Genomic DNA, 19,092 nt, shown 5'->3' with positions numbered 1-19,092 from the left:
CGGGGGGAGACGGGGCGGGGACGGAGAGGGATCCGCGGGGTGAGGCGGATCGCGCTGTGGGGAGTGACCGAGACCCTAGGTGTCGCCCGGGCGGCCGGGAAGTGTACGTTTCCTCCACTCCCGGCCATCGGGATGTAGGAACCATCCAGCCATGTCATCGGGGAGGCCCCCTGGTGCGGAACGACCGCGTACCCCCCACCGCCCCTGTCCCGCTCTCCGCCCTGCTCGCCCACCCCGCGCTCGGACTGCGTCAGGTCGCGGGCCCGCGCGGGACGGAGACCTGGGTGTACCTGGTGCACACCAGCGAGATGGAGGACCCCGTGCCGTATCTGCTCGGCGGGGAGCTGCTGCTCAGCGCCGGGGTGCACACCCCGGCCCAGAAGGGCACCGCCGACGCGTGGGACCGCTATGTCGCCCGTACGGTCCAGGCGGGCGCGGCGGCGCTCGGCTTCGGGATCGCGCCGGTGCACCAGACGGTGCCGCGGGCGCTGGCCGAGGCGTGCGACCGGCACGGGCTGCCGCTGGTGGAGGTGGCGCGGGAGACCACGTTCACGGCCGTCGCCAGCGCGGTGTGGGACGCCATGGCCGAACGCCGCCACCACGAGCTGCGCCGGATCACCGAGGCGCAGCAGTCCCTCGCCACGGCCGCCGCCCGCCCGCACCCCGTCCCGGCCGTACTGCGCCGGCTCAGCCGCCACCTGGGCGTCTGGGCGGTCCTGCACGGCCCGGACGGCGCCGAACTGGCCGACGAGGGGCCGCGTCCGCCGCTCCCGGCCCGTACCGCGCTGGGCGCGCTCGCCGCCCGGCTGCGGCCCGGGCTGTCCTCGGCCGCGGACACGGCGCTGGACGCGGACGGCGCCCCGCTGCACCTGAGCGCCTACGGTCTGGGGCACGCGGAGCGGCGGCTCGCGCTCGGGGTGTGCGCTCCGCGCCGTGACGCGGCGGACGGGGCGAACGGGGCCGTCATCGGACTCGCCGTCGTCCTGCTCGCACTCCTCACCGGGCGCCGGACCGCCGGCGCCGAGACCGACCGGACCGCGGCTCTGGTGCGGCTGCTGCTCGGCGCCGCCCCGGACGAGGTCGCGGGGCTGGTCCGGAGCTCCCTGACGGGCGCGGGGGAGGAGTCCGCCGGCGCGGCGGACGGCGGCACGTGGACGGTCGTCCGCGGACGGCGGCGCGGCCGCGCGGGCGACGGCGGCCCGCGCCCGCTGGCCGCCGCGGCGCTCGCGGCGGGGCTCGGCACACCGCTGGTCGACCTGGCCGGGGACGAGCTGTACGCCTTGGTCCCCGGCGACGGGCCGGTGCGCGCCCAGCCCGGCTGGACGCTGGGCGCCGGGGCGCCGGTACCCGCCGCTGAACTGGTACGCGGCGCGGCGGACGCCGCCCGCGCGCTGCGCAGGGCGGTGGCCGGCCGGAAGGCGGTCGCGCGGCACACGCCGGACCGGGCCGACGGGGTGGCCTCGCTGGTGGACCCGGCGGAGGCGGGAGCGCTGGGCCGGGCGCTGCTGGCCCCGCTGGAGGGCTCACCCGCGCTGCTGGAGACGCTGCGGGTGTGGCTGTCGCTGCACGGCAGCTGGGACCGTACCGCGGTGGCCCTGGAGGTCCACCGCAATACGGTCCGGCAGCGGATCGCCCGCGCGGCGGCCCTGTTGGGGGCGGACCTGACCGACGCGGACGTCCGTATGGAGTTGTGGTTCGCCCTCAAGTGGCGGTGAGGGGGCCGCCGTCGAGGGTTCCCCGGGGCGCGGGGGTGAGGGTCTTGGGGTGAGGACCCCGCACCGCCCGCACGGGGGTCAGAGCTTGGCCCACGCCTCGGTCAGGACGCCGCGCAGCACCTGCTCGATCTCGTCGAACACCGACTGGTCGGCGATCAGCGGCGGCGCGAGCTGCACGACCGGGTCACCACGGTCGTCGGCGCGGCAGTACAGGCCGTTCTCGAAGAGCGCCTTGGAGAGGAAGCCGTAGAGGATCCGCTCGGTCTCCTCCTCGTTGAAGGACTCCTTGGTGTGCTTGTCCTTCACCAGCTCGATGCCGTAGAAGAAGCCGTTCCCCCGGACGTCGCCGACGATCGGCAGATCGTGCAGCCGCTCCAGCGTGGACCGGAACGCGCCCTCGTTGTCCAGCACATGCTGGTTGAGGCCCTCGCGCTCGAAGATGTCGAGGTTGGCGACGCCGACCGCGGCCGAGACCGGGTGGCCACCGAAGGTGTAGCCGTGCAGGAAGGTGTTGTCGCCCCGGTAGAAGGGCTCGGCGAGCCGGTCGGAGACGATGCACGCGCCGATCGGGGAGTACCCCGAGGTCATGCCCTTGGCGCAGGTGATCATGTCCGGGACGTAGCCGAACTTGTCACAGGCGAAGGTGGTGCCCAGCCGTCCGAAGGCGCAGATGACCTCGTCGGAGACCAGCAGCACGTCGTACTGGTCGCAGATCTCGCGGACCCGCTGGAAGTACCCGGGCGGCGGCGGGAAGCAGCCGCCCGCGTTCTGCACCGGCTCCAGGAAGACCGCGGCCACCGTGTCCGGGCCCTCGAAGAGGATCTGCTGCTCGATCTGGTCGGCGCACCAGCGGCCGAACGCCTCGGGGTCGTCACCGTGGATCGGCGCCCGGTAGATGTTGGTGTTGGGCACCTTGTGCGCACCCGGCACCAGCGGCTCGAACGGGGCCTTCAGCCCCGGCAGTCCGGTGATGGACAGGGCGCCCTGCGGGGTGCCGTGGTAGGCCACCGCCCGGGATATCACCTTGTACTTGGTGGGCTTGCCGATGAGCTTGAAGTACTGCTTGGCCAGCTTCCAGGCGGTCTCGACCGCCTCGCCGCCGCCGGTGGTGAAGAAGACCTTGTTGAGGTCGCCGGGGGCGTGGTGGGCCAGCCGCTCGGCGAGCTCGACAGCCTTGGGGTGGGCGTAGCTCCACACCGGGAAGAAGGCGAGCTCCTGGGCCTGCTTGTACGCGGTCTCCGCGAGTTCGACGCGGCCGTGGCCGGCGTTGACCACGAAGAGGCCGGCCAGCCCGTCGATGTACCGCTTGCCCTTGTCGTCGTAGATGTACGTGCCCTCACCGCGCACGATCGTGGGCACGGGGGAGTTCTCGTACGACGACATGCGGGTGAAGTGCATCCACAGGTGGTCGTACGCCGTCTTGGAGAGGTCGGCGCTCATTGCTATCTCGTTCCCCAGGTATAGGTCTGCTTCCGGAGCTTGAGGTAGACGAAGCTCTCGGTGGAGCGCACGCCGGGCAGCGTGCGGATCCGCTTGTTGATCGTTTCGAGGAGGTGATCGTCGTCCTCACAGACGATCTCGATGAGGAGATCGAAGGAGCCCGCGGTGACGACCACGTACTCGACCTCGTCCATCCCGGTCAGCGCGTCCGCGACCGGATCGAGGTCACCGTTGACATTGATGCCGACCATCGCCTGGCGCCGGAACCCCACAGTGAGAGGATCGGTGACGGCGACGATCTGCATCACGCCTTGGTCGAGCAGCTTCTGCACGCGCTGCCGCACGGCCGCCTCGGACAGACCCACGGCCTTTCCGATGGCGGCGTACGGCCGGCGTCCGTCCTCCTGGAGCTGCTCGATGATCGCCAGGGAGACGGAGTCGATCGACGGCGTGCCGTTCTTGTCAGGTGTGGCCACGACCCTCACTGTGCACGAGGGTCGGCTGTCTCGCAACCCTCAATCGATGAAATTCGTCGTCCAGGCGCCCTCAGATCACTGATTCCGTTGTTCTGGTGTGGCGGGTATGTTGAAAGCGTCGTCCCGCAGATTAGGGTGGACGTCTCACCCATCAAGACAGCTGACTAGGAGGGGTGGCAACGTGACCACCGAACTGCGTCGTCTGCGCAACTACATCGACGGAGAGTTCCGGGACGCCGCGGACGGGCGGACCACGGAGGTGGTCAACCCGGCCACGGGCGAGCCGTACGCCACGGCCCCGCTCTCCGGAGCGGCGGACGTGGACGCGGCGATGGCCGCCGCGGAGGCCGCCTTCCCCGCGTGGCGCGACCTGGTGCCCGGCGAGCGGCAGAAGGTGCTGCTGAAGGTCGCCGACGCCTTCGAGGCGCGCGCGGAGGAACTGATCGCCGCCGAGTCCGAGAACACCGGCAAGCCGATCGGCCTCACGCGGGACGAGGAGATCCCGCCGATGGTCGACCAGATCCGCTTCTTCGCGGGCGCGGCCCGGATGCTCGAGGGCCGCTCGGCCGGTGAGTACATGGACGGACTCACCTCGATCATCCGGCGGGAGCCGATCGGGGTGTGCGCGCAGGTCGCGCCCTGGAACTACCCGATGATGATGGCCGTGTGGAAGTTCGCCCCGGCGCTCGCCGCGGGCAACACGGTCGTCATCAAGCCCTCGGACACCACCCCGGCCTCCACCGTGCTGATCGCCGAGATCATCGGCGGGGTGCTGGCGGAACTGGGCCATCCGCAGGGTGTGTTCAACGTCGTCTGCGGTGACCGCGAGACCGGACGGCTGATGGTCGAGCACTCCGTGCCCGCCATGGCGTCCATCACCGGGTCGGTGCGCGCCGGTATGCAGGTCGCCGAGAGCGCCTCGAAGGACCTCAAGCGGGTCCACCTGGAGCTCGGCGGCAAGGCGCCCGTCGTGGTCTTCGAGGACAGCGACATCGCCAAGGCGGTCGAGGACATCTCGGTCGCGGGCTTCTTCAACGCCGGTCAGGACTGTACGGCGGCCACCCGCGTCCTGGTCCACGAGTCCATCCACGACGAGTTCGTGAGCGCCCTGGCCAAGGCCGCGGCCGAGACCAGGACCGGTGCCCCGGACGACGAGGACGTGCTCTTCGGCCCGCTGAACAACGCCAACCAGCTGGCCCAGGTCACCGGCTTCATCGACCGGCTGCCCGCGCACGCCAAGGTCGAGGCGGGCGGCCACCGGGTCGGCGACAAGGGCTACTTCTACGCGCCGACCGTGGTCTCCGGGCTCAAGCAGGACGACGAGATCGTCCAGCACGAGGTCTTCGGCCCGGTCATCACCGTCCAGTCCTTCTCGGACGAGGCCCAGGCAGTCTCCTACGCCAACGGCGTGGAGTACGCGCTCGCCTCGTCGGTGTGGACCAAGGACCACGCCCGCGCGATGCGGATGTCCAAGGCCCTGGACTTCGGCTGTGTGTGGATCAACACCCACATCCCGCTGGTCGCCGAGATGCCGCACGGCGGCTTCAAGAAGTCCGGCTACGGCAAGGACCTGTCGGCCTACGGGTTCGAGGACTACACCCGGATCAAGCACGTGATGACGTCGCTGGACGGCTGATCCCGCGATATCCCGGGCAGTTCCCGCGAGACCCCGAGGGGCACGGACGCATCCCGCGTCCGTGCCCCTTCGCGGTCGGTCCTCAGCGGCGGTCGAGCAGGGCGCACAGGGCGCCGACGCGATTGGTGGTGATCGAGTCGACGCCCGCGCGCAGCAGCCGGGACATCGACCGGCGGGTGTCGGCGGTCCAGGCCGAGACCAGCAGCCCGTCGGCGTGGTGGCGGGCCACCAGCTCCGGTGAGACCAGTCCGAAGCGGTAGTTGAGCCACCGGGGGCGCAGCGCGGACAGCAGCTCCGGGCGGGGCGGTGCCAGCGTCGTCCAGGTCAGCGCGATCTCGGCGTCCGGGTCGGCACGGCGCACGGTGCGCAGGGCGCCCAGCGCCCCGCAGTAGTACACCCGGTGGCCCGCTCCGCTCGCGCGCACCGCGTCCACGGCGGCCGGGGCCGCCGCCGGATCGGGCAGGTCGATCAGCAGCCGGGCCGAGTCGGCCGAGGCCAGGGCCTCCCGCAGGGTCGGCACCCCGCCGCCGGTCAGCTCCCGCACCGCCTCGGCGGTCAGCCCGGACAGCGGGCGGTCATGGCCCCACAGCCGCTTGAGCGTGGCGTCGTGGAGCAGGACCGGCACCCCGTCCCGGGTGAGCCGTACGTCGATCTCCACGGCGCCCGCCCCGGCGGCCACCGCGGAGGCGACCGACACCAGGGTGTTCTCGCGGTGGACATAGGGATCGCCGCGGTGGCCGACCGGGACGCAGCGCCCGCCCGGCGCGGTCATCGGCCCGCGACCGCCGTGTAGGCGTCGATCTCCGCGCCGAGCCGCGCCTTGCCCTCGGCGTCCAGGAAGGACGCCTCGACCGCGTTCTTGGCCAGGGCCGCGACCCCGGCCGCGTCCAGGCCGAGCAGCCGGGCGGCCACCTCGTACTCGGTGTTGAGGTCGGTGCCGAACATCGGCGGGTCGTCGCTGTTGATCGTGACGAGTACCCCGGCCTCGACCATCTGCCGGATCGGGTGCTCCTCGAGGGTGGCGACCGCGCGCGTGGCGATGTTGGAGGTCGGGCACACCTCCAGCGGGATGCGGTGCTCGGCGAGGTGGGCGAGCAGCTTCGGGTCCCGCACGGCGCTGGTGCCGTGGCCGATGCGCTCCGCCCGCAGCTCGTTGAGCGCGTCCCAGATCGTCTGCGGCCCGGTGGTCTCGCCCGCGTGCGGCACGCTGTGCAGCCCGGCGGCGATGGCCCGGTCGAAGTACGGCTTGAACTGGGGCCGCGGCACCCCGATCTCCGGGCCGCCGAGACCGAAGCTGACCAGTCCCTCGGAGCGCAGGTCGCAGGCGATCCGGGCGGTCTCCTCGGCGGCCGCCAGACCGGCCTCGCCGGGGATGTCGTAGCACCAGCGCAGCACGGTGCCGAAATCGGCCTCGGCGCTCTTGCGGGCGTCCTCGATGGCCTCGACGAAGGCGGTGTCCGGGATGCCGCGGCTGGTGGAGCTGAAGGGGGTGACGGTCAGCTCGGCGTAGCGGATGTGCTGCCGCGCCATGTCACGGGCGATCTCGTAGGTGAGCAGCCGTACGTCCTCGGCGTCCCGGATCAGGTCCACCACGGAGAGGTAGACCTCGATGAAGTGGGCGAAGTCCTGGAAGACGAAGTAGTCGGCGAGCGCCTCGGGGTCGGTGGGCACCGCGGAGTCCGGGTGCCGGGCGGCGAGTTCGGCCACGATGCGGGGCGACGCCGACCCGACGTGGTGGACGTGGAGTTCCGCCTTGGGCAGTCCGGCGATGAACGTGCTGAGATCGGTCAACGAAACCTCCGGGAGACGGCTGTCCATGGCGGGCTCCGGTCATCGTAAAGGGGTGCTCGGGAGGGCCGTCGAAGGCCGTAGCATGGGCGGACATCGCAGGGGGGAGATCCATGTCCGACGAGCACGACCAGCCCGCCCGACAGGATGGCGGGGGAGCGGCGCCGGAGCCCGGACCGGCCCGGCCGCCGGAGCCGCGCGACCGTGACCCGTGGGCCCCGCCGGCGCAGCGCGTGCCGCTGGACAAGCCGTCGCCGCGGCCCTCGGTGGCCGACCAGCCGACGGTCACCTCGACCCCCGGACTGCCGCCCCTGCCGCCGCACGGCGTGCCCGGCCCGCCGCCCCCCGCGCCCCCGCCGGGCGCGGTGCCCCCGCCGCCGCCCGCGCCGACCGGCCCCGGCACCCCCAGCGCGTACCCGGGCGGGCCCTACGGCGCCGTCGGACACGGCGGGCAGCCGGGCCCCTACGCGGGCGCGGCGTCCTACGGGCAGCCCGCGCCGTACGGGGTGCCCGGCTACGGTCACCCGGGCGGCTACCCGGGTCCGGCCGGTCCCTACGCGCCGGGCGGCGGATACCTCCCGAACAACGGCCACGGCACGGCCGCCCTGGTGCTCGGCATCGTCGGTCTGGTCCTCTGCTTCAGCATCGTGTTCGGCATCGTCTGCGGGGTGCTCGGGATCGTCTTCGGCGCGCTCGGCCGCACCAAGGCGGCCACCGGGGAGGCGACCAACGGGGGGATGGCCCTGGCCGGGCTGATCCTCGGAGTGATCGCCATCGTGGCGAGCGTGCTGATGATCTTCGTCTACATCGCCGCGGACGAGGACGACGACGATCCCTACGACCCCTACGACGACACCGCGGCCGTGCTGGTGGTGCCGTCGCCCGGATCCGCCGCCCCGGCCGCCATGAGCCGCTGACGGGCCTCCATCAGCGCGAAGCCCAGCAGGTTCAGCCCGCACCAGCGGGCCGGATCCGCCGCCCGCTCGTCGTCAGCCGCGAGTCCGATGCCCCACACCCGGTCCATCGGGCTCGCCTCGACCAGCACCCGCGACCCGGTGCCCAGCAGGTACTCCCGCAGCTCCGGATGGTGTCCGAACTTGTGCACGCTGCCCTCGACCACGAGCCGGAAGCGGTGCTCCCGCCAGACCGCCTCGTCGAAATCGCGCACCGCGCGGCCCGCGTCCTTGGCCTGCTTGGGGTGGCCCGCCGCCAGCGCCCGCCGCTCGGCGTCGGCATCCCCGAACAGCCGGGCCTTCCCGGCCATCATCCAGTGCTCGGCGGTCGCGTATGTGACGCCGTCCACGGTGAACGGCGACGGCCACCACTGGCTGAAGCAGCCCGGTCCCACGCTGCCGTCCCGCCGCGGCCGGTGACCCCAGAACCAGACGTACTTCACGCGCTCACCGCGCGCGATGAGCTCCATCAGCTCCTCGACGGACCGGGGGCCACCGTCCGCCCGCCCCGTCACCCCATTCGTCTCCATGCCGGGGATTCTCGCACTCGCCGCCGACCTCACCGGCGAGCAGCGCAGCTCGGCTGACCAGGGGTGCGTCATGCCCATAACATTGCCCGATATTCACCAGGAGGGGAGACCGTATGTCCACCAGTACTCCGGGCCCGCAGCACGGCCCGTACGACCCCAACCAGCCCCACCCGGCGCCCCAGCAGGGGTTCCAGCCACCTCCCCCGCCGCAGTACCCCGCAGGAGGCGGCGGCTACCCCGCGGGAGGCGGCGGCTACCCCGCCGCGCCCCCGGTCCACCCGGGCCAGACCGGGATGCCGATGCAGCAGAGCAACGGGATGGGCACCGCCGCGCTGGTCTGCGGCATCATCGGTCTGGTCTGCGGAATCACCTACTTCTTGTGGGTCTTCGCGATCATCCTCGGCATCCTCGCGATCATCTTCGGAGCCATCGGCAAGGGCAAGGTCGGCCGCGGCGAGGCGGTCAACGGGGGCTCGGCCACCGCCGGGCTGGTCTGCGGCATCCTCGGCATGGTCATCCCGGCCATCTACCTCGCCGCGCTGGACGCCGCCATCGACTCGGTCTTCTAGCCCGGAATCGGTGACCTCCGGCCCTACCCGATCACCGAATCCGTCGCGAAACTAAAAAGCAACAACGGAATCCCTTGTTGAAGCGAAGGTCCTCTGTCAGGATCGGCCTTCGATTCCGGTTGGAGCGACGCCGTGCCCCACGGGGCGAACGGCGGAGGAGAGCACGCGATGGATCAGCGGTTCGATGTGACGGAGCGGTTCGCCGAGGGTGCGCAGTACATCGCGGGCCGGTTGCGCACAGGCGGCTCGGAACGCATACACGCGGTCGTGGACCCGGCCACCGGCGAGCAGGTGTACACCTACCGGCTCGCCGGTCCGGCCGATGTCGACGACGCCGTGGCGGCGGCACGGGCCGCCTTCCCGGTATGGGCGGGCGCCACCCCCGGTGAACGCTCGGACGCCATGCACCGGTTCGCCGCGGCGCTCGGGGAGCGGGCGGGGGAACTCGCCTACGCCGAGTCGCTGCAGTGCGGCAAGCCGATCAAGCTCAGCGCCGAGTTCGACGTTCCCGGCAGCGTCGACAACACCGCCTTCTTCGCGGGCGCCGCCCGTCATCTGGAGGGCAAGGCCGCCGCCGAGTACAGCGGTGACCACACCTCGTACGTCCGCCGCGAGCCGATCGGTGTCGTCGGCTCCATCGCCCCCTGGAACTATCCGCTCCAGATGGCGGCGTGGAAGGTCCTCCCGGCCATCGCCGCGGGCAACACGATCGTTCTCAAGCCCGCCGAGCTCACCCCCCTGACCTCGCTGATGTTCGCGCAGGCGGCCACCGAGGCGGGTATCCCGGACGGTGTGGTCAACATCGTCACCGGCACCGGGTCGGAGGCCGGGGAGCACCTGGTCGGCCACCCCGGCGTGGCCATGACCTCCTTCACCGGATCGACCGGGGTCGGCAAGCGGGTGGCCGAACTGGCCACCGCCAGCGTCAAGCGGCTCCACCTCGAACTGGGCGGCAAGGCGCCGTTCGTCGTCTTCGACGACGCGGACGTCGAGGCCGCCGCCCACGGCGCCGTCGCCGGCGCCCTGATCAACAGCGGCCAGGACTGCACCGCCGCCACCCGCGCCTACGTCCAGCGCCCGCTGTACGACGCGTTCGTGGCCGCCGTCGCCGATCTGATGGCCACCGTCCGCCTCGGCGACCCCTTCGACCCGCACACCGACCTCGGTCCGCTCATCTCGCACACGCAGCGCGACCGCGTCGCGGGCTTCGTCGAGCGCGCCCGCGGCTACGCCACCGTCGTCACCGGCGGTGAGGCCCCCGGCGGCGACCTCGCCGAGGGCGCCTACTACCGGCCGACCCTCATCACCGGCGCCGCCCAGGACAGCGAGATCGTCCAGTCCGAGATCTTCGGCCCGGTCCTGGTCGTGCTGCCCTTCGACAGCGATGACGAGGGTCTGGCCCTGGCCAATGACACCCCCTACGGTCTCGCCGCCTCCGCCTGGAGCCGCGATGTCTACCGGACGAACCGCGCCACCCGTGAGATCAAGGCCGGATGTGTCTGGATCAACGACCACATCCCGATCATCAGCGAGATGCCGCACGGCGGGATGCGCGCCTCCGGCTACGGCAAGGACATGTCGGCGTACTCCTTCGAGGAGTACACGCAGGTCAAGCATGTGATGTTCGACAACACGGCGGAGGCCCGCAAGGACTGGCACCGCACGGTCTTCGGGGACCGACAGACCTGATTCGTGCGGCCACCGCGAGTGGCCTCCGTCCGGCTGAGACCGGCCGACACCTCGAAAGGCACAGCTTCATGGAACCAACCCACGAGCCCGAGAGCCTGTCCCCACCTCAGATCGCCGCAATGCGCCGCAGCATGACCAGCGGCCGGATGGCGCTGTCCCGCCGCAACCTGCTGCGCGTGGGCGGCGCCGGCGCGTTCGCCATCGGTGGGCTCGGCGCACTGAGCGGCTGCGGTATCCCGCCCGCGGGGCGGACCGAGGCGCAGGGCGCGTCCGATGACCACTCCGCCGAGGAGAAGCAGGTCAACTTCTCCAACTGGACCGAGTACATGGACGAGACGGACGACAAGCGCCGTCCCACGCTCGACGAGTTCGAGCGCCGTACCGGTATCAAGGTGAAGTACACCGAGGACATCAACGACAACGTCGAGTTCTTCGGGAAGATCAAGCCCCAGCTCGCCGCGGGCCAGGAGACCGGACGCGACCTCATCTGCGTCACCGACTGGCTGGCCGGACGGATGATCCGGCTCGGCTGGATGCAGCAGCTGGACGCCTCCAACCTGCCGCACGCGTACACCAACCTGGCCGAGGGCTTCCGCAACCCCGACTGGGACCCGGGCCGCGCCCACTCCTACCCGTGGACCGGTATCCCCGCCGTCATCGCCTACAACAAGAAGGCCACCGGCGGCCGCAAGGTCACCTCCATCTCCCAGCTGCTGGACGACCCGGGGCTCAAGGGCCGGGTCGGGATGCTGACCGAGATGCGCGACACCGTCGGGCTCACCCTGCTGGACATGGGCAAACGCCCCGAGACCGTCACCGCCGACGAGTACGACGCCGCCATCGCCCGGATCCAGAAGGCCGCCGACCGCGGCCAGATCCGCCGGTTCACCGGCAACGACTACACCGGTGACCTCACCAAGGGTGACCTCGCCGCATGCGTCGCCTGGGCCGGTGACCTCATCCAGCTCCAGGCGGACAACCCGGAGATCGAGTTCACCATCCCGGACGCGGGCTACATGACCGCCACCGACAACCTTCTGGTCCCCAGCAAGGCGCGCCACAAGAAGAACGCCGAACGGCTCATCGACTACTACTACGAGCCCAAGGTCGCCGCGAAGATCGCCGCGTACATCAACTACGTGTGCCCGGTCGACGGCGTACGCGCCGAACTCGCGAAGATCGACAAGGATCTGGCGAACAACCCGCTGATCCTCCCGGACGACGAGATGGCCGCCAAGTCCCATGCCTTCCGCCTGCTGTCGAGCAAGGAAGAGACGGCATTCGAGGACAAGTTCGCCAAGCTCACCGGCGCCTGATAAGCGAGGAAGACCCCAGCCATGACCCAGCAGCCCTCCACCGGCGGCGACGTCCGTCTCACCGGGATCAGCAAGACCTACGGGTCCTTCACCGCCGTCCACCCGCTCGACCTGCACATACCCGCCGGCTCCTTCTTCGCCCTGCTCGGTGCCTCCGGATGCGGCAAGACCACCACCCTGCGCATGATCGCGGGCCTGGAGGACCCCACGAGCGGCATCGTCGAACTCTCCGGGAACGACGTCACCGCCCTGCCCCCGCACAAGCGGCCGGTCAACACCGTCTTCCAGAGCTACGCCCTCTTCCCGCACCTCGACATCTACGAGAACGTCGCCTTCGGGCTGCGCAGACGCGGCATCAAGTCGGTGAAGAAGCAGGTCGACGAGATGCTGGAGCTGGTCCAGCTCGGTGACTTCGCCCGCCGCAAGCCCCAGCAGCTGTCCGGCGGACAGCAGCAGCGCGTCGCCGTCGCCCGCGCCCTGATCAACCACCCCAAGGTGCTGCTCCTCGACGAGCCGCTGGGCGCGCTCGACCTCAAGCTGCGCCGTCAGATGCAGCTCGAGCTCAAGCGCATCCAGACCGAGGTCGGCATCACCTTCGTCCATGTCACCCACGACCAGGAGGAGGCCATGACCATGGCCGACACGGTCGCGGTGATGAACGGCGGCCGCGTCGAGCAGCAGGGCGCCCCCGCCGAGCTCTACGAGAACCCCGGCACCACCTTCGTCGCCAACTTCCTGGGCACCTCCAACCTCATCGAGGCCGAGGTCGCCGACACCAGCGGCGGCGACCTGGTGCTCACCACCGAGGGCGGCAAACTCGCCCTGCCCGCCGCCCGGTGCAGCGCCCCGGCGCGCACCGGCGACACCGTGCTGGTCGGGATACGCCCCGAGAAGGTCTCCCTCACCCACGCCGAGGACGCCGGCACCATCCCCGACGGGCGCAACCGGATCACCGGCCGGATCGCGAACTCCAGCTTCATCGGCGTCTCCACGCAGTACGTGATCGACACCCCGGTCTGCTCCGAGTTCGCCGCCTATGAGCAGAACATCGAGCGTGACTCCCGCCTGGTCCCCGGTGCCGAGGTCGTCCTGCACTGGAACCCGGCACACACCTTCGGCCTCGACGCCGCGCAGGACATCGACGCCGGCACGGAGCTGGACGAGGAGGCCGCGTGAGCGCGACCACCGCCCCCGAGACGGCGCCCCCGGCCCCGCCCCCGGCCCCGGCGGGCGTCGCCAAGGCCGTACGCCGCAAGAAACTGGTCCCGTACTGGCTGCTGCTCCCCGGCATCCTGTGGCTGGTGATCTTCTTCGCGGCACCGCTGGTCTACCAGGCGTCCACCTCGGTCCAGACCGGCTCCCTCGAAGAGGGCTTCAAGGTCACCTGGCACTTCCAGACCTACTGGGACGCGCTGACCGAGTACTACCCGCAGTTCCTGCGCTCGGTCATCTACGCGGCGACCGCCACCGTGCTCTGTCTGCTGCTCGGCTATCCGCTGGCGTACCTCATCGCGTTCCGCGCGGGACGCTGGCGCAACCTGGTGATGATCCTGGTCATCGCGCCGTTCTTCACCAGCTTCCTGATCCGCACGCTGGCCTGGAAGACCATCCTGTCCGACAGCGGTCCGGTGGTCGAGGTGCTGAACTCACTGCACCTCCTGGACATCACCAGCCAGCTGGGGATCACCGAGGGCGAGCGGGTGCTGGCCACCCCGCTGGCCGTGGTCTGCGGTCTGACCTACAACTTCCTGCCCTTCATGATCCTGCCGCTCTACAGCTCGCTGGAGCGCATCGACGGCAGGCTGCACGAGGCGGCCGGGGACCTGTACGCCAAGCCCTTCACCATCTTCCGCAAGGTGACCTTCCCGCTGTCCATGCCGGGCGTCGTCGCGGGCACCCTGCTCACCTTCATCCCGGCGGCGGGCGACTACATCAACGCCGAACTGCTGGGCTCCACCGACCAGAAGATGGTCGGCAATGTCATCCAGTCGCAGTTCCTGCGGGTCCTCGACTATCCGACGGCAGCGGCGCTGTCCTTCATCCTCATGGCGGCGATCCTCGCGATGGTCACCGTCTACATCCGCAAGTCCGGGACGGAGGACCTGGTCTGATGGCTCTGACACGCTGGATACGACGGAACCTGGTCGTCATTGCGGGGCTCGGCACGCTGGCGTACCTGATCCTGCCCAATGTGGTCGTCCTGGTCTTCTCCTTCAACAAGCCCAACGGACGGTTCAACTACGAGTGGCAGCGGTTCTCCACCGACGCCTGGACCGACCCCTGCGGCGTCACCGACATGTGCGGTTCGCTCTCGCTGAGCCTGAAGATCGCGGTGTGGGCGACCATCGGCGCCACTGTCCTGGGCACCATGATCGCGTTCGCGCTGGCCCGCTACCGCTTCCGCGCCCGGCCGGCCGTCAACAGCCTGATCTTCCTGCCGATGGCCATGCCCGAGGTGGTCATGGCCGCCTCGCTCGCCACCCTCTTCCTCAACATGGGCGTGGGCTTCGGCTTCTGGACGATCCTCATCGCCCACATCATGTTCTGTCTGAGTTTCGTCGTGACGGCCGTCAAGGCGCGTGTGATGAGCATGGACCCGCGGCTGGAACAGGCCGCCCAGGACCTCTACGCCTCCCCGGCGCAGACCTTCCTGCGCGTCACCCTGCCGATCGCCGCCCCCGGGATCGCCGCCGGTGCGCTGCTGTCCTTCGCGCTCTCCTTCGACGACTTCATCATCACCAACTTCAACGCCGGATCGACCGTGACCTTCCCCATGTTCGTGTGGGGATCCGCGCAGCGCGGCACCCCGGTCCAGATCAATGTGATCGGAACGGCGATGTTCGCCATCGCGGTGCTGTGCGTCCTCGCAGGCCAACTGGCCGGAAACCGCCGCAAGAGGAGCTGAGAACCATGGCCGCTGACGCCATGACGCGCTCTGCCGGGGGCAGCACCCCCGGACCGTCCGCTCTGGAATCGCTGGCCGACGCCGCGTACACCCCGTACTGGCTGGAGGACCCCGGCCGGCCCCGGGTCCGCCCCGCCCTCGTCGGGGAGGAGACCTGCGATCTGCTGGTCATCGGCGGCGGCTACAGCGGACTGTGGACCGCCCTGATCGCCAAGGAGCGCGACCCCGCGCGGGACGTGGTCCTGCTGGAGGGCCAGGAGGTCGGCTGGGCCGCCTCCGGGCGCAACGGCGGCTTCTGCGCCGCCTCCCTCACCCACGGCCTGGGCAACGGACTGGCCCGCTGGCCCGGTGAACAGGCCGAACTCGAACGGCTCGGCCACCAGAACCTCGATGAGATCGAGGCCGCCGTCGGCCGCTACGGCATCGACTGCGACTTCGAGCGCACCGGCGAGATCGACGTGGCCACCGAGCCCCACCAGATCGAGGAACTGCGCGAGACCGCCGAACTGGCCGCCCGGCTCGGCGTCGGCGAGCAGCAGTTCCTGGACCGCGACGCGGTACGCGCCGAGGTCGACTCACCGACCTTCCTCGCGGGTCTGTGGGACCGCCGGGGCGTGGCGATGGTGCACCCCGCCAAGCTGGCCTGGGGGCTGAAGCGCGCCTGCGTCGAGCTCGGTGTACGGATCTACGAGCACACCCCGGCCGAACGGCTGGCGGGCGCCGGGGCGGCCATGGCCGTACGCACCCCCTACGGCCGGTTGCGCGCCCGTCAGGTGGCGCTCGCCACCAACGCCTTCCCCGCGCTGATGCGCCGCGTCCGCCCGTATGTCGTACCCGTCTACGACCACGCGCTGATGACCGAGCCGCTCACCGAGGAGCAGCTCGACGCGATCGGCTGGAAGGGGCGGCAGGGGCTGAGCGACACCAACAACCACTTCCACTACTTCCGCATCACCGCCGACCACCGCATCCTGTGGGGCGGCTACGACATCATCTACCGCTACGGCGGCCGGGTACGCGCCGAGTACGACCACCACCCGGCGACCTACCGCACCCTCGCCCAGCACTTCTTCCGCTGCTTCCCGCAGCTGGAGGGGTTGCGCTTCAGCCACGCCTGGGGCGGCGCGATCGACACCTGTTCGCGGTTCTCCGCGTTCTTCGGCAGCGCGCACGGCGGCCGGGTGGCGTACGCCCTCGGCTACACCGGTCTCGGTGTGGGGGCGACCCGGTTCGGCGCGGAGGTGATGCTCGATCTGCTCGGCGGTGAACGCACCGAACGCACCCGGCTGGAGATGGTGCGCAGCAAGCCGCTGCCGTTCCCGCCGGAGCCGGTGCGCTGGGCGGGAATCGGGATCACCCAGTGGTCGATGACCCGGGCCGATGAGAACGGCGGGCGCCGGAACCTGTGGCTGAAGGCGATGGACAAGGTCGGGCTGGGCTTCGACAGCTGAGGTCCGGGCCTACGGGCCGGTGCGGGGCCGGGGCGCGGTGGGGGATCCACCGGGCTCCGGCCCCGTCGCCGTACCGTCCGCACGGCTGAGCCGGGCCACCGTCCACAGCAGAGCGCCGGTCAGACACCAGCCGGCGACCACATCGAGCGGCCAGTGGTACGCGCACCGGACCAGACCCACGCCCACCCCGGCGTTGAGGAGGGCGACGGCCGCGAAGAGGGCCCGCCGCCGCCCGTGTCCCTGTCCCGGGCGCGGGCACAGCAGGAGGGTCGCCGCGCCATAGGCGACGGCGGCCGTCGCGGTATGCCCGGAGGGGAAGAACCCGGTCTCGCCCGCCAGCGGTCCCGGCGGCCCCGGGCGGTCGACCAGCGCCTTGAACGGGACGACCAGCGCCGGGACCAGGGCCATCGCCACCGCGGCGGCCAGTGCCGGGAGCCACCAGCGGACCGCCCCCGTACGCCGGGCGCGCCACAGTGACCACACCAGGGCCGCGCCGAGCACCGGGAGTGCCACCGCCGTGTTGCCGAGGTCCGCGAGGAACCCGGCGACGGGGGAGGGGAACGGGGATCCGGCGATCGCCCGGCCGAGCCGCTCGTCCAGGGAGCGCAGCGGACCGTGGCGGACGATCTGCCAGGTGCACAGCGCGAGCAGGACGAGCAGCGCGGCGGGGACGAGCAACGCCCGGGACGGGAACGTCCGGGAGGAAGGTGTCCGGGAAGGAGGGAAAACAGTCGGCGGCCCCGGAACAGGGGGGGTGGTTCCGGGGCCGCCGTGGCGACCGGGGTGCCGCGCGCCCCGGGGGGTTTGGGGCGGGCGGCCATCCGATCGGTGAGGAGATTTGGAGCCTGAGGCTCCAGTGGTGTGCGCGAGGGCACGGCCGGGTCGGGGCTGGGGAAGCACCGGCTCGGCGTCGCCCGCAGTCCCCTGCGAGCGGGGTGTTTCTCTCATCTGCAATGACCGTACGGCAGCGGAGCCCCGCCCAACAGGCCGATCACCCTCCTGTCATCGGCCCCGCACATCTTCTTCACGCCGCGCGTCGCTCACACACGGTCACAGCTCGCCGAAGGCGCTCTCGATGATGTCCAGACCCTCGTTGAGCAGCTCCTCGCCGATCACCAGCGGGGGCAGGAAACGCAGGACGTTGCCGTAGGTTCCGCAGGTCAGAACGACCAGTCCGGCGGCGTGGCACGCCTTGGCGACGGCGGAGGTCGCCTCGGGGTTGGGGTCCTTGGTGCCGGACTTCACCAGCTCGATCGCGATCATCGCACCACGGCCGCGGAGGTCGCCGATGATGTCGTACTTCTCCTGCATCGCGGAGAGGCGGCCCTTCATGACCTCCTCGATCCGCCGGGCCTTGGCGTTGAGGTCCTGCTCGCGCATGGTCTCGATGGAGCCGAGCGCGGCGGCGCAGGCCACCGGGTTACCGCCGTAGGTGCCGCCGAGGCCGCCGGCGTGCGCCGCGTCCATGATCTCGGCGCGCCCGGTGACGGCGGCGAGCGGCAGACCGCCCGCGATGCCCTTGGCGGTGGTGATCAGGTCCGGGACGACACCCTCGTCGTCACAGGCGAACCACTGGCCGGTGCGGCAGAAGCCGGTCTGGATCTCGTCCGCGACGAAGACGATGCCGTTGGCGCGGGCGAACTCCTGGATCCGGGGCAGGAAGCCCTTGGCGGGCTCGATGAAGCCGCCCTCGCCCGCGATCGGCTCGATGACGATCGCGGCCACGTTCTCCGCTCCGACCTGCTTGCTGATCATGTCGATGGCCTGCGCCGCGGCCTCCTCGGCGCAGTTCTCGGCACCGGTCAGCCAGCGGTAGGGGTAGGCCAGCGGTACGCGGTAGACCTCGGGCGCGAAGGGTCCGAAGCCGTGCTTGTACGGCATGTTCTTGGCGGTGAGCGCCATGGTGAGGTTGGTGCGGCCGTGGTAGCCGTGGTCGAAGACCACGACCGCCTGGCGCTTGGTGTACGCGCGGGCGATCTTCACCGCGTTCTCCACCGCCTCGGCGCCGGAGTTGAACAGCGCCGACTTCTTGGCGTGGTCGCCCGGGGTGAGCTCGGCCAGCTCCTCACAGACCTCCACATAGCCCTCGTAGGGCGTGACCATGAAACAGGTGTGGGTGAAGTCGGCCAGCTGCGCCGAGGCCCGGCGTACGACGGCCTCCGCGCTGGAGCCGACGGAGGTCACGGCGATACCGGAGCCGAAGTCGATGAGCGAGTTCCCGTCCACATCCTCGATCACCCCGCCGCCCGCGCGCACGGTGAAGACCGGCAGCACGTTGCCGACCCCGTCGGCGACCGCGGCGGTCTTGCGGGCGAGCAGCTCCTGGGACTTCGGGCCGGGGATCGCGGTGACGACGCGGCGCTCCTGGGGGAGGGACGGGCCTCCGGACTGTGCGGTCATGAGGTGCTCCAGGGAGAGGAGGGGCAAGGGTGTGTCATGCCTCGATTATCAGAACTGTCGAAAATGCTTCACATGCCTGAAACGAAGGCAGTCGGTCGCTTCTTCGCAGGCTAGGCGCGCGGAAGCGGATCAGGCATGTTCCGTTCGGTAGCAGTACGCGTGTTGCGTTGTCCGCCGCGGCCATAGCGGCGGCCGTGGCGTGCGAGGGGCTCGGGTACGGGGCG

17 protein-coding genes are annotated in these 19,092 nt (G+C 70.9%); 10 read left to right on the top strand and 7 right to left on the bottom strand.

All coding sequences use genetic code 11. The features are described 5' to 3' along the window. Positions 1 to 173: 173 nt before the first annotated feature. Positions 174 to 1,715 carry a PucR family transcriptional regulator gene (locus tag AC07FT_RS26245; protein WP_479178326.1) on the top strand — a complete coding sequence of 514 codons (1,542 nt, stop codon included), beginning with the start codon at positions 174 to 176 and terminating at the stop codon, positions 1,713 to 1,715. A 78-nt stretch (positions 1,716 to 1,793) separates the two neighbouring features. Here AC07FT_RS26245 and AC07FT_RS26240 read toward each other — a convergent pair whose 3' ends face one another. Together AC07FT_RS26240 and AC07FT_RS26235 are read right to left on the bottom strand one after the other, a co-directional pair. Next, positions 1,794 to 3,155: an aspartate aminotransferase family protein gene (locus AC07FT_RS26240; protein ID WP_471202056.1), complete on the bottom strand. Its 1,362-nt coding sequence runs from the start codon at positions 3,153 to 3,155 to the stop codon at positions 1,794 to 1,796. Positions 3,156 to 3,157: 2 nt separating this feature from the next. Beyond that, positions 3,158 to 3,631: an Lrp/AsnC family transcriptional regulator gene (locus AC07FT_RS26235; protein ID WP_254745116.1), complete on the bottom strand. Its 474-nt coding sequence runs from the start codon at positions 3,629 to 3,631 to the stop codon at positions 3,158 to 3,160. Between the two features lie 181 nt (positions 3,632 to 3,812). Between AC07FT_RS26235 and AC07FT_RS26230 the strand changes: the two genes are divergently transcribed. Beyond that, positions 3,813 to 5,267: a gamma-aminobutyraldehyde dehydrogenase gene (locus tag AC07FT_RS26230; RefSeq protein WP_479178325.1), complete on the top strand. Its 1,455-nt coding sequence runs from the start codon at positions 3,813 to 3,815 to the stop codon at positions 5,265 to 5,267. Between the two features lie 82 nt (positions 5,268 to 5,349). Here AC07FT_RS26230 and AC07FT_RS26225 read toward each other — a convergent pair whose 3' ends face one another. After that, complete coding sequence (locus AC07FT_RS26225) at positions 5,350 to 6,039, bottom strand: glycerophosphodiester phosphodiesterase (protein WP_479178324.1); 690 nt, start codon at positions 6,037 to 6,039, stop codon at positions 5,350 to 5,352. Next, on the bottom strand, positions 6,036 to 7,058 hold the full coding sequence (locus tag AC07FT_RS26220) for an adenosine deaminase (protein WP_479178323.1): 1,023 nt from the start codon (positions 7,056 to 7,058) through the stop codon (positions 6,036 to 6,038). The genes AC07FT_RS26225 and AC07FT_RS26220 overlap by 4 nt, the downstream gene beginning before the upstream one ends. A gap of 110 nt (positions 7,059 to 7,168) precedes the next feature. Between AC07FT_RS26220 and AC07FT_RS26215 the strand changes: the two genes are divergently transcribed. Next, positions 7,169 to 7,972: a DUF4190 domain-containing protein gene (locus tag AC07FT_RS26215; RefSeq protein WP_471202064.1), complete on the top strand. Its 804-nt coding sequence runs from the start codon at positions 7,169 to 7,171 to the stop codon at positions 7,970 to 7,972. Here the strand turns inward: AC07FT_RS26215 and AC07FT_RS26210 are convergent. Next, on the bottom strand, positions 7,900 to 8,538 hold the full coding sequence (locus AC07FT_RS26210; RefSeq protein ID WP_479178322.1) for an NADAR family protein: 639 nt from the start codon (positions 8,536 to 8,538) through the stop codon (positions 7,900 to 7,902). The two genes, AC07FT_RS26215 and AC07FT_RS26210, sit on opposite strands and share 73 nt — an antisense overlap. 113 nt (positions 8,539 to 8,651) lie before the next feature. On the opposite strand from AC07FT_RS26210, the gene AC07FT_RS26205 reads away from it, so the two are divergent. The 7 genes from AC07FT_RS26205 (at position 8,652) to AC07FT_RS26175 (ending at position 16,468) form a co-directional block, all read left to right on the top strand. Further along, positions 8,652 to 9,107: a DUF4190 domain-containing protein gene (locus AC07FT_RS26205; protein WP_479178321.1), complete on the top strand. Its 456-nt coding sequence runs from the start codon at positions 8,652 to 8,654 to the stop codon at positions 9,105 to 9,107. A gap of 168 nt (positions 9,108 to 9,275) precedes the next feature. Then, positions 9,276 to 10,796: a gamma-aminobutyraldehyde dehydrogenase gene (locus AC07FT_RS26200; RefSeq protein WP_479178320.1), complete on the top strand. Its 1,521-nt coding sequence runs from the start codon at positions 9,276 to 9,278 to the stop codon at positions 10,794 to 10,796. 68 nt (positions 10,797 to 10,864) lie between these two features. After that, a complete protein-coding gene (locus AC07FT_RS26195; RefSeq protein WP_479178319.1) occupies positions 10,865 to 12,112 on the top strand; it encodes a polyamine ABC transporter substrate-binding protein in 1,248 nt (415 codons plus the stop codon). 21 nt (positions 12,113 to 12,133) lie between these two features. Continuing rightward, positions 12,134 to 13,288, top strand: coding sequence for an ABC transporter ATP-binding protein (locus AC07FT_RS26190; RefSeq protein WP_479178318.1), 1,155 nt, complete (start codon positions 12,134 to 12,136; stop codon positions 13,286 to 13,288). Next, positions 13,285 to 14,223: an ABC transporter permease gene (locus tag AC07FT_RS26185; RefSeq protein ID WP_479178317.1), complete on the top strand. Its 939-nt coding sequence runs from the start codon at positions 13,285 to 13,287 to the stop codon at positions 14,221 to 14,223. The genes AC07FT_RS26190 and AC07FT_RS26185 overlap by 4 nt, the downstream gene beginning before the upstream one ends. Next, positions 14,223 to 15,017, top strand: coding sequence for an ABC transporter permease (locus AC07FT_RS26180; RefSeq protein WP_479178316.1), 795 nt, complete (start codon positions 14,223 to 14,225; stop codon positions 15,015 to 15,017). Before AC07FT_RS26185 ends, AC07FT_RS26180 begins: the two co-directional genes overlap by 1 nt. A gap of 5 nt (positions 15,018 to 15,022) precedes the next feature. Beyond that, entirely contained in the window at positions 15,023 to 16,468 is a 1,446-nt protein-coding gene (locus AC07FT_RS26175) for an NAD(P)/FAD-dependent oxidoreductase (protein WP_479178315.1), read from the top strand. 9 nt (positions 16,469 to 16,477) lie between these two features. Here AC07FT_RS26175 and AC07FT_RS26170 read toward each other — a convergent pair whose 3' ends face one another. Then, positions 16,478 to 17,146 (bottom strand): phosphatase PAP2 family protein, encoded by a 669-nt coding sequence (locus tag AC07FT_RS26170; RefSeq protein WP_479178314.1) that lies wholly within the window; start codon positions 17,144 to 17,146, stop codon positions 16,478 to 16,480. Between the two features lie 372 nt (positions 17,147 to 17,518). After that, complete coding sequence (gabT, locus tag AC07FT_RS26165; protein ID WP_479178313.1) at positions 17,519 to 18,868, bottom strand: 4-aminobutyrate--2-oxoglutarate transaminase; 1,350 nt, start codon at positions 18,866 to 18,868, stop codon at positions 17,519 to 17,521. Between the last annotated feature and the right edge of the window lie 224 nt (positions 18,869 to 19,092).

The organism is Streptomyces sp. NPDC045899, from assembly GCF_056431485.1.
Note: the sequence above shows the minus strand (reverse complement) of the source record. Positions and strands in the feature narration are given on the sequence as shown.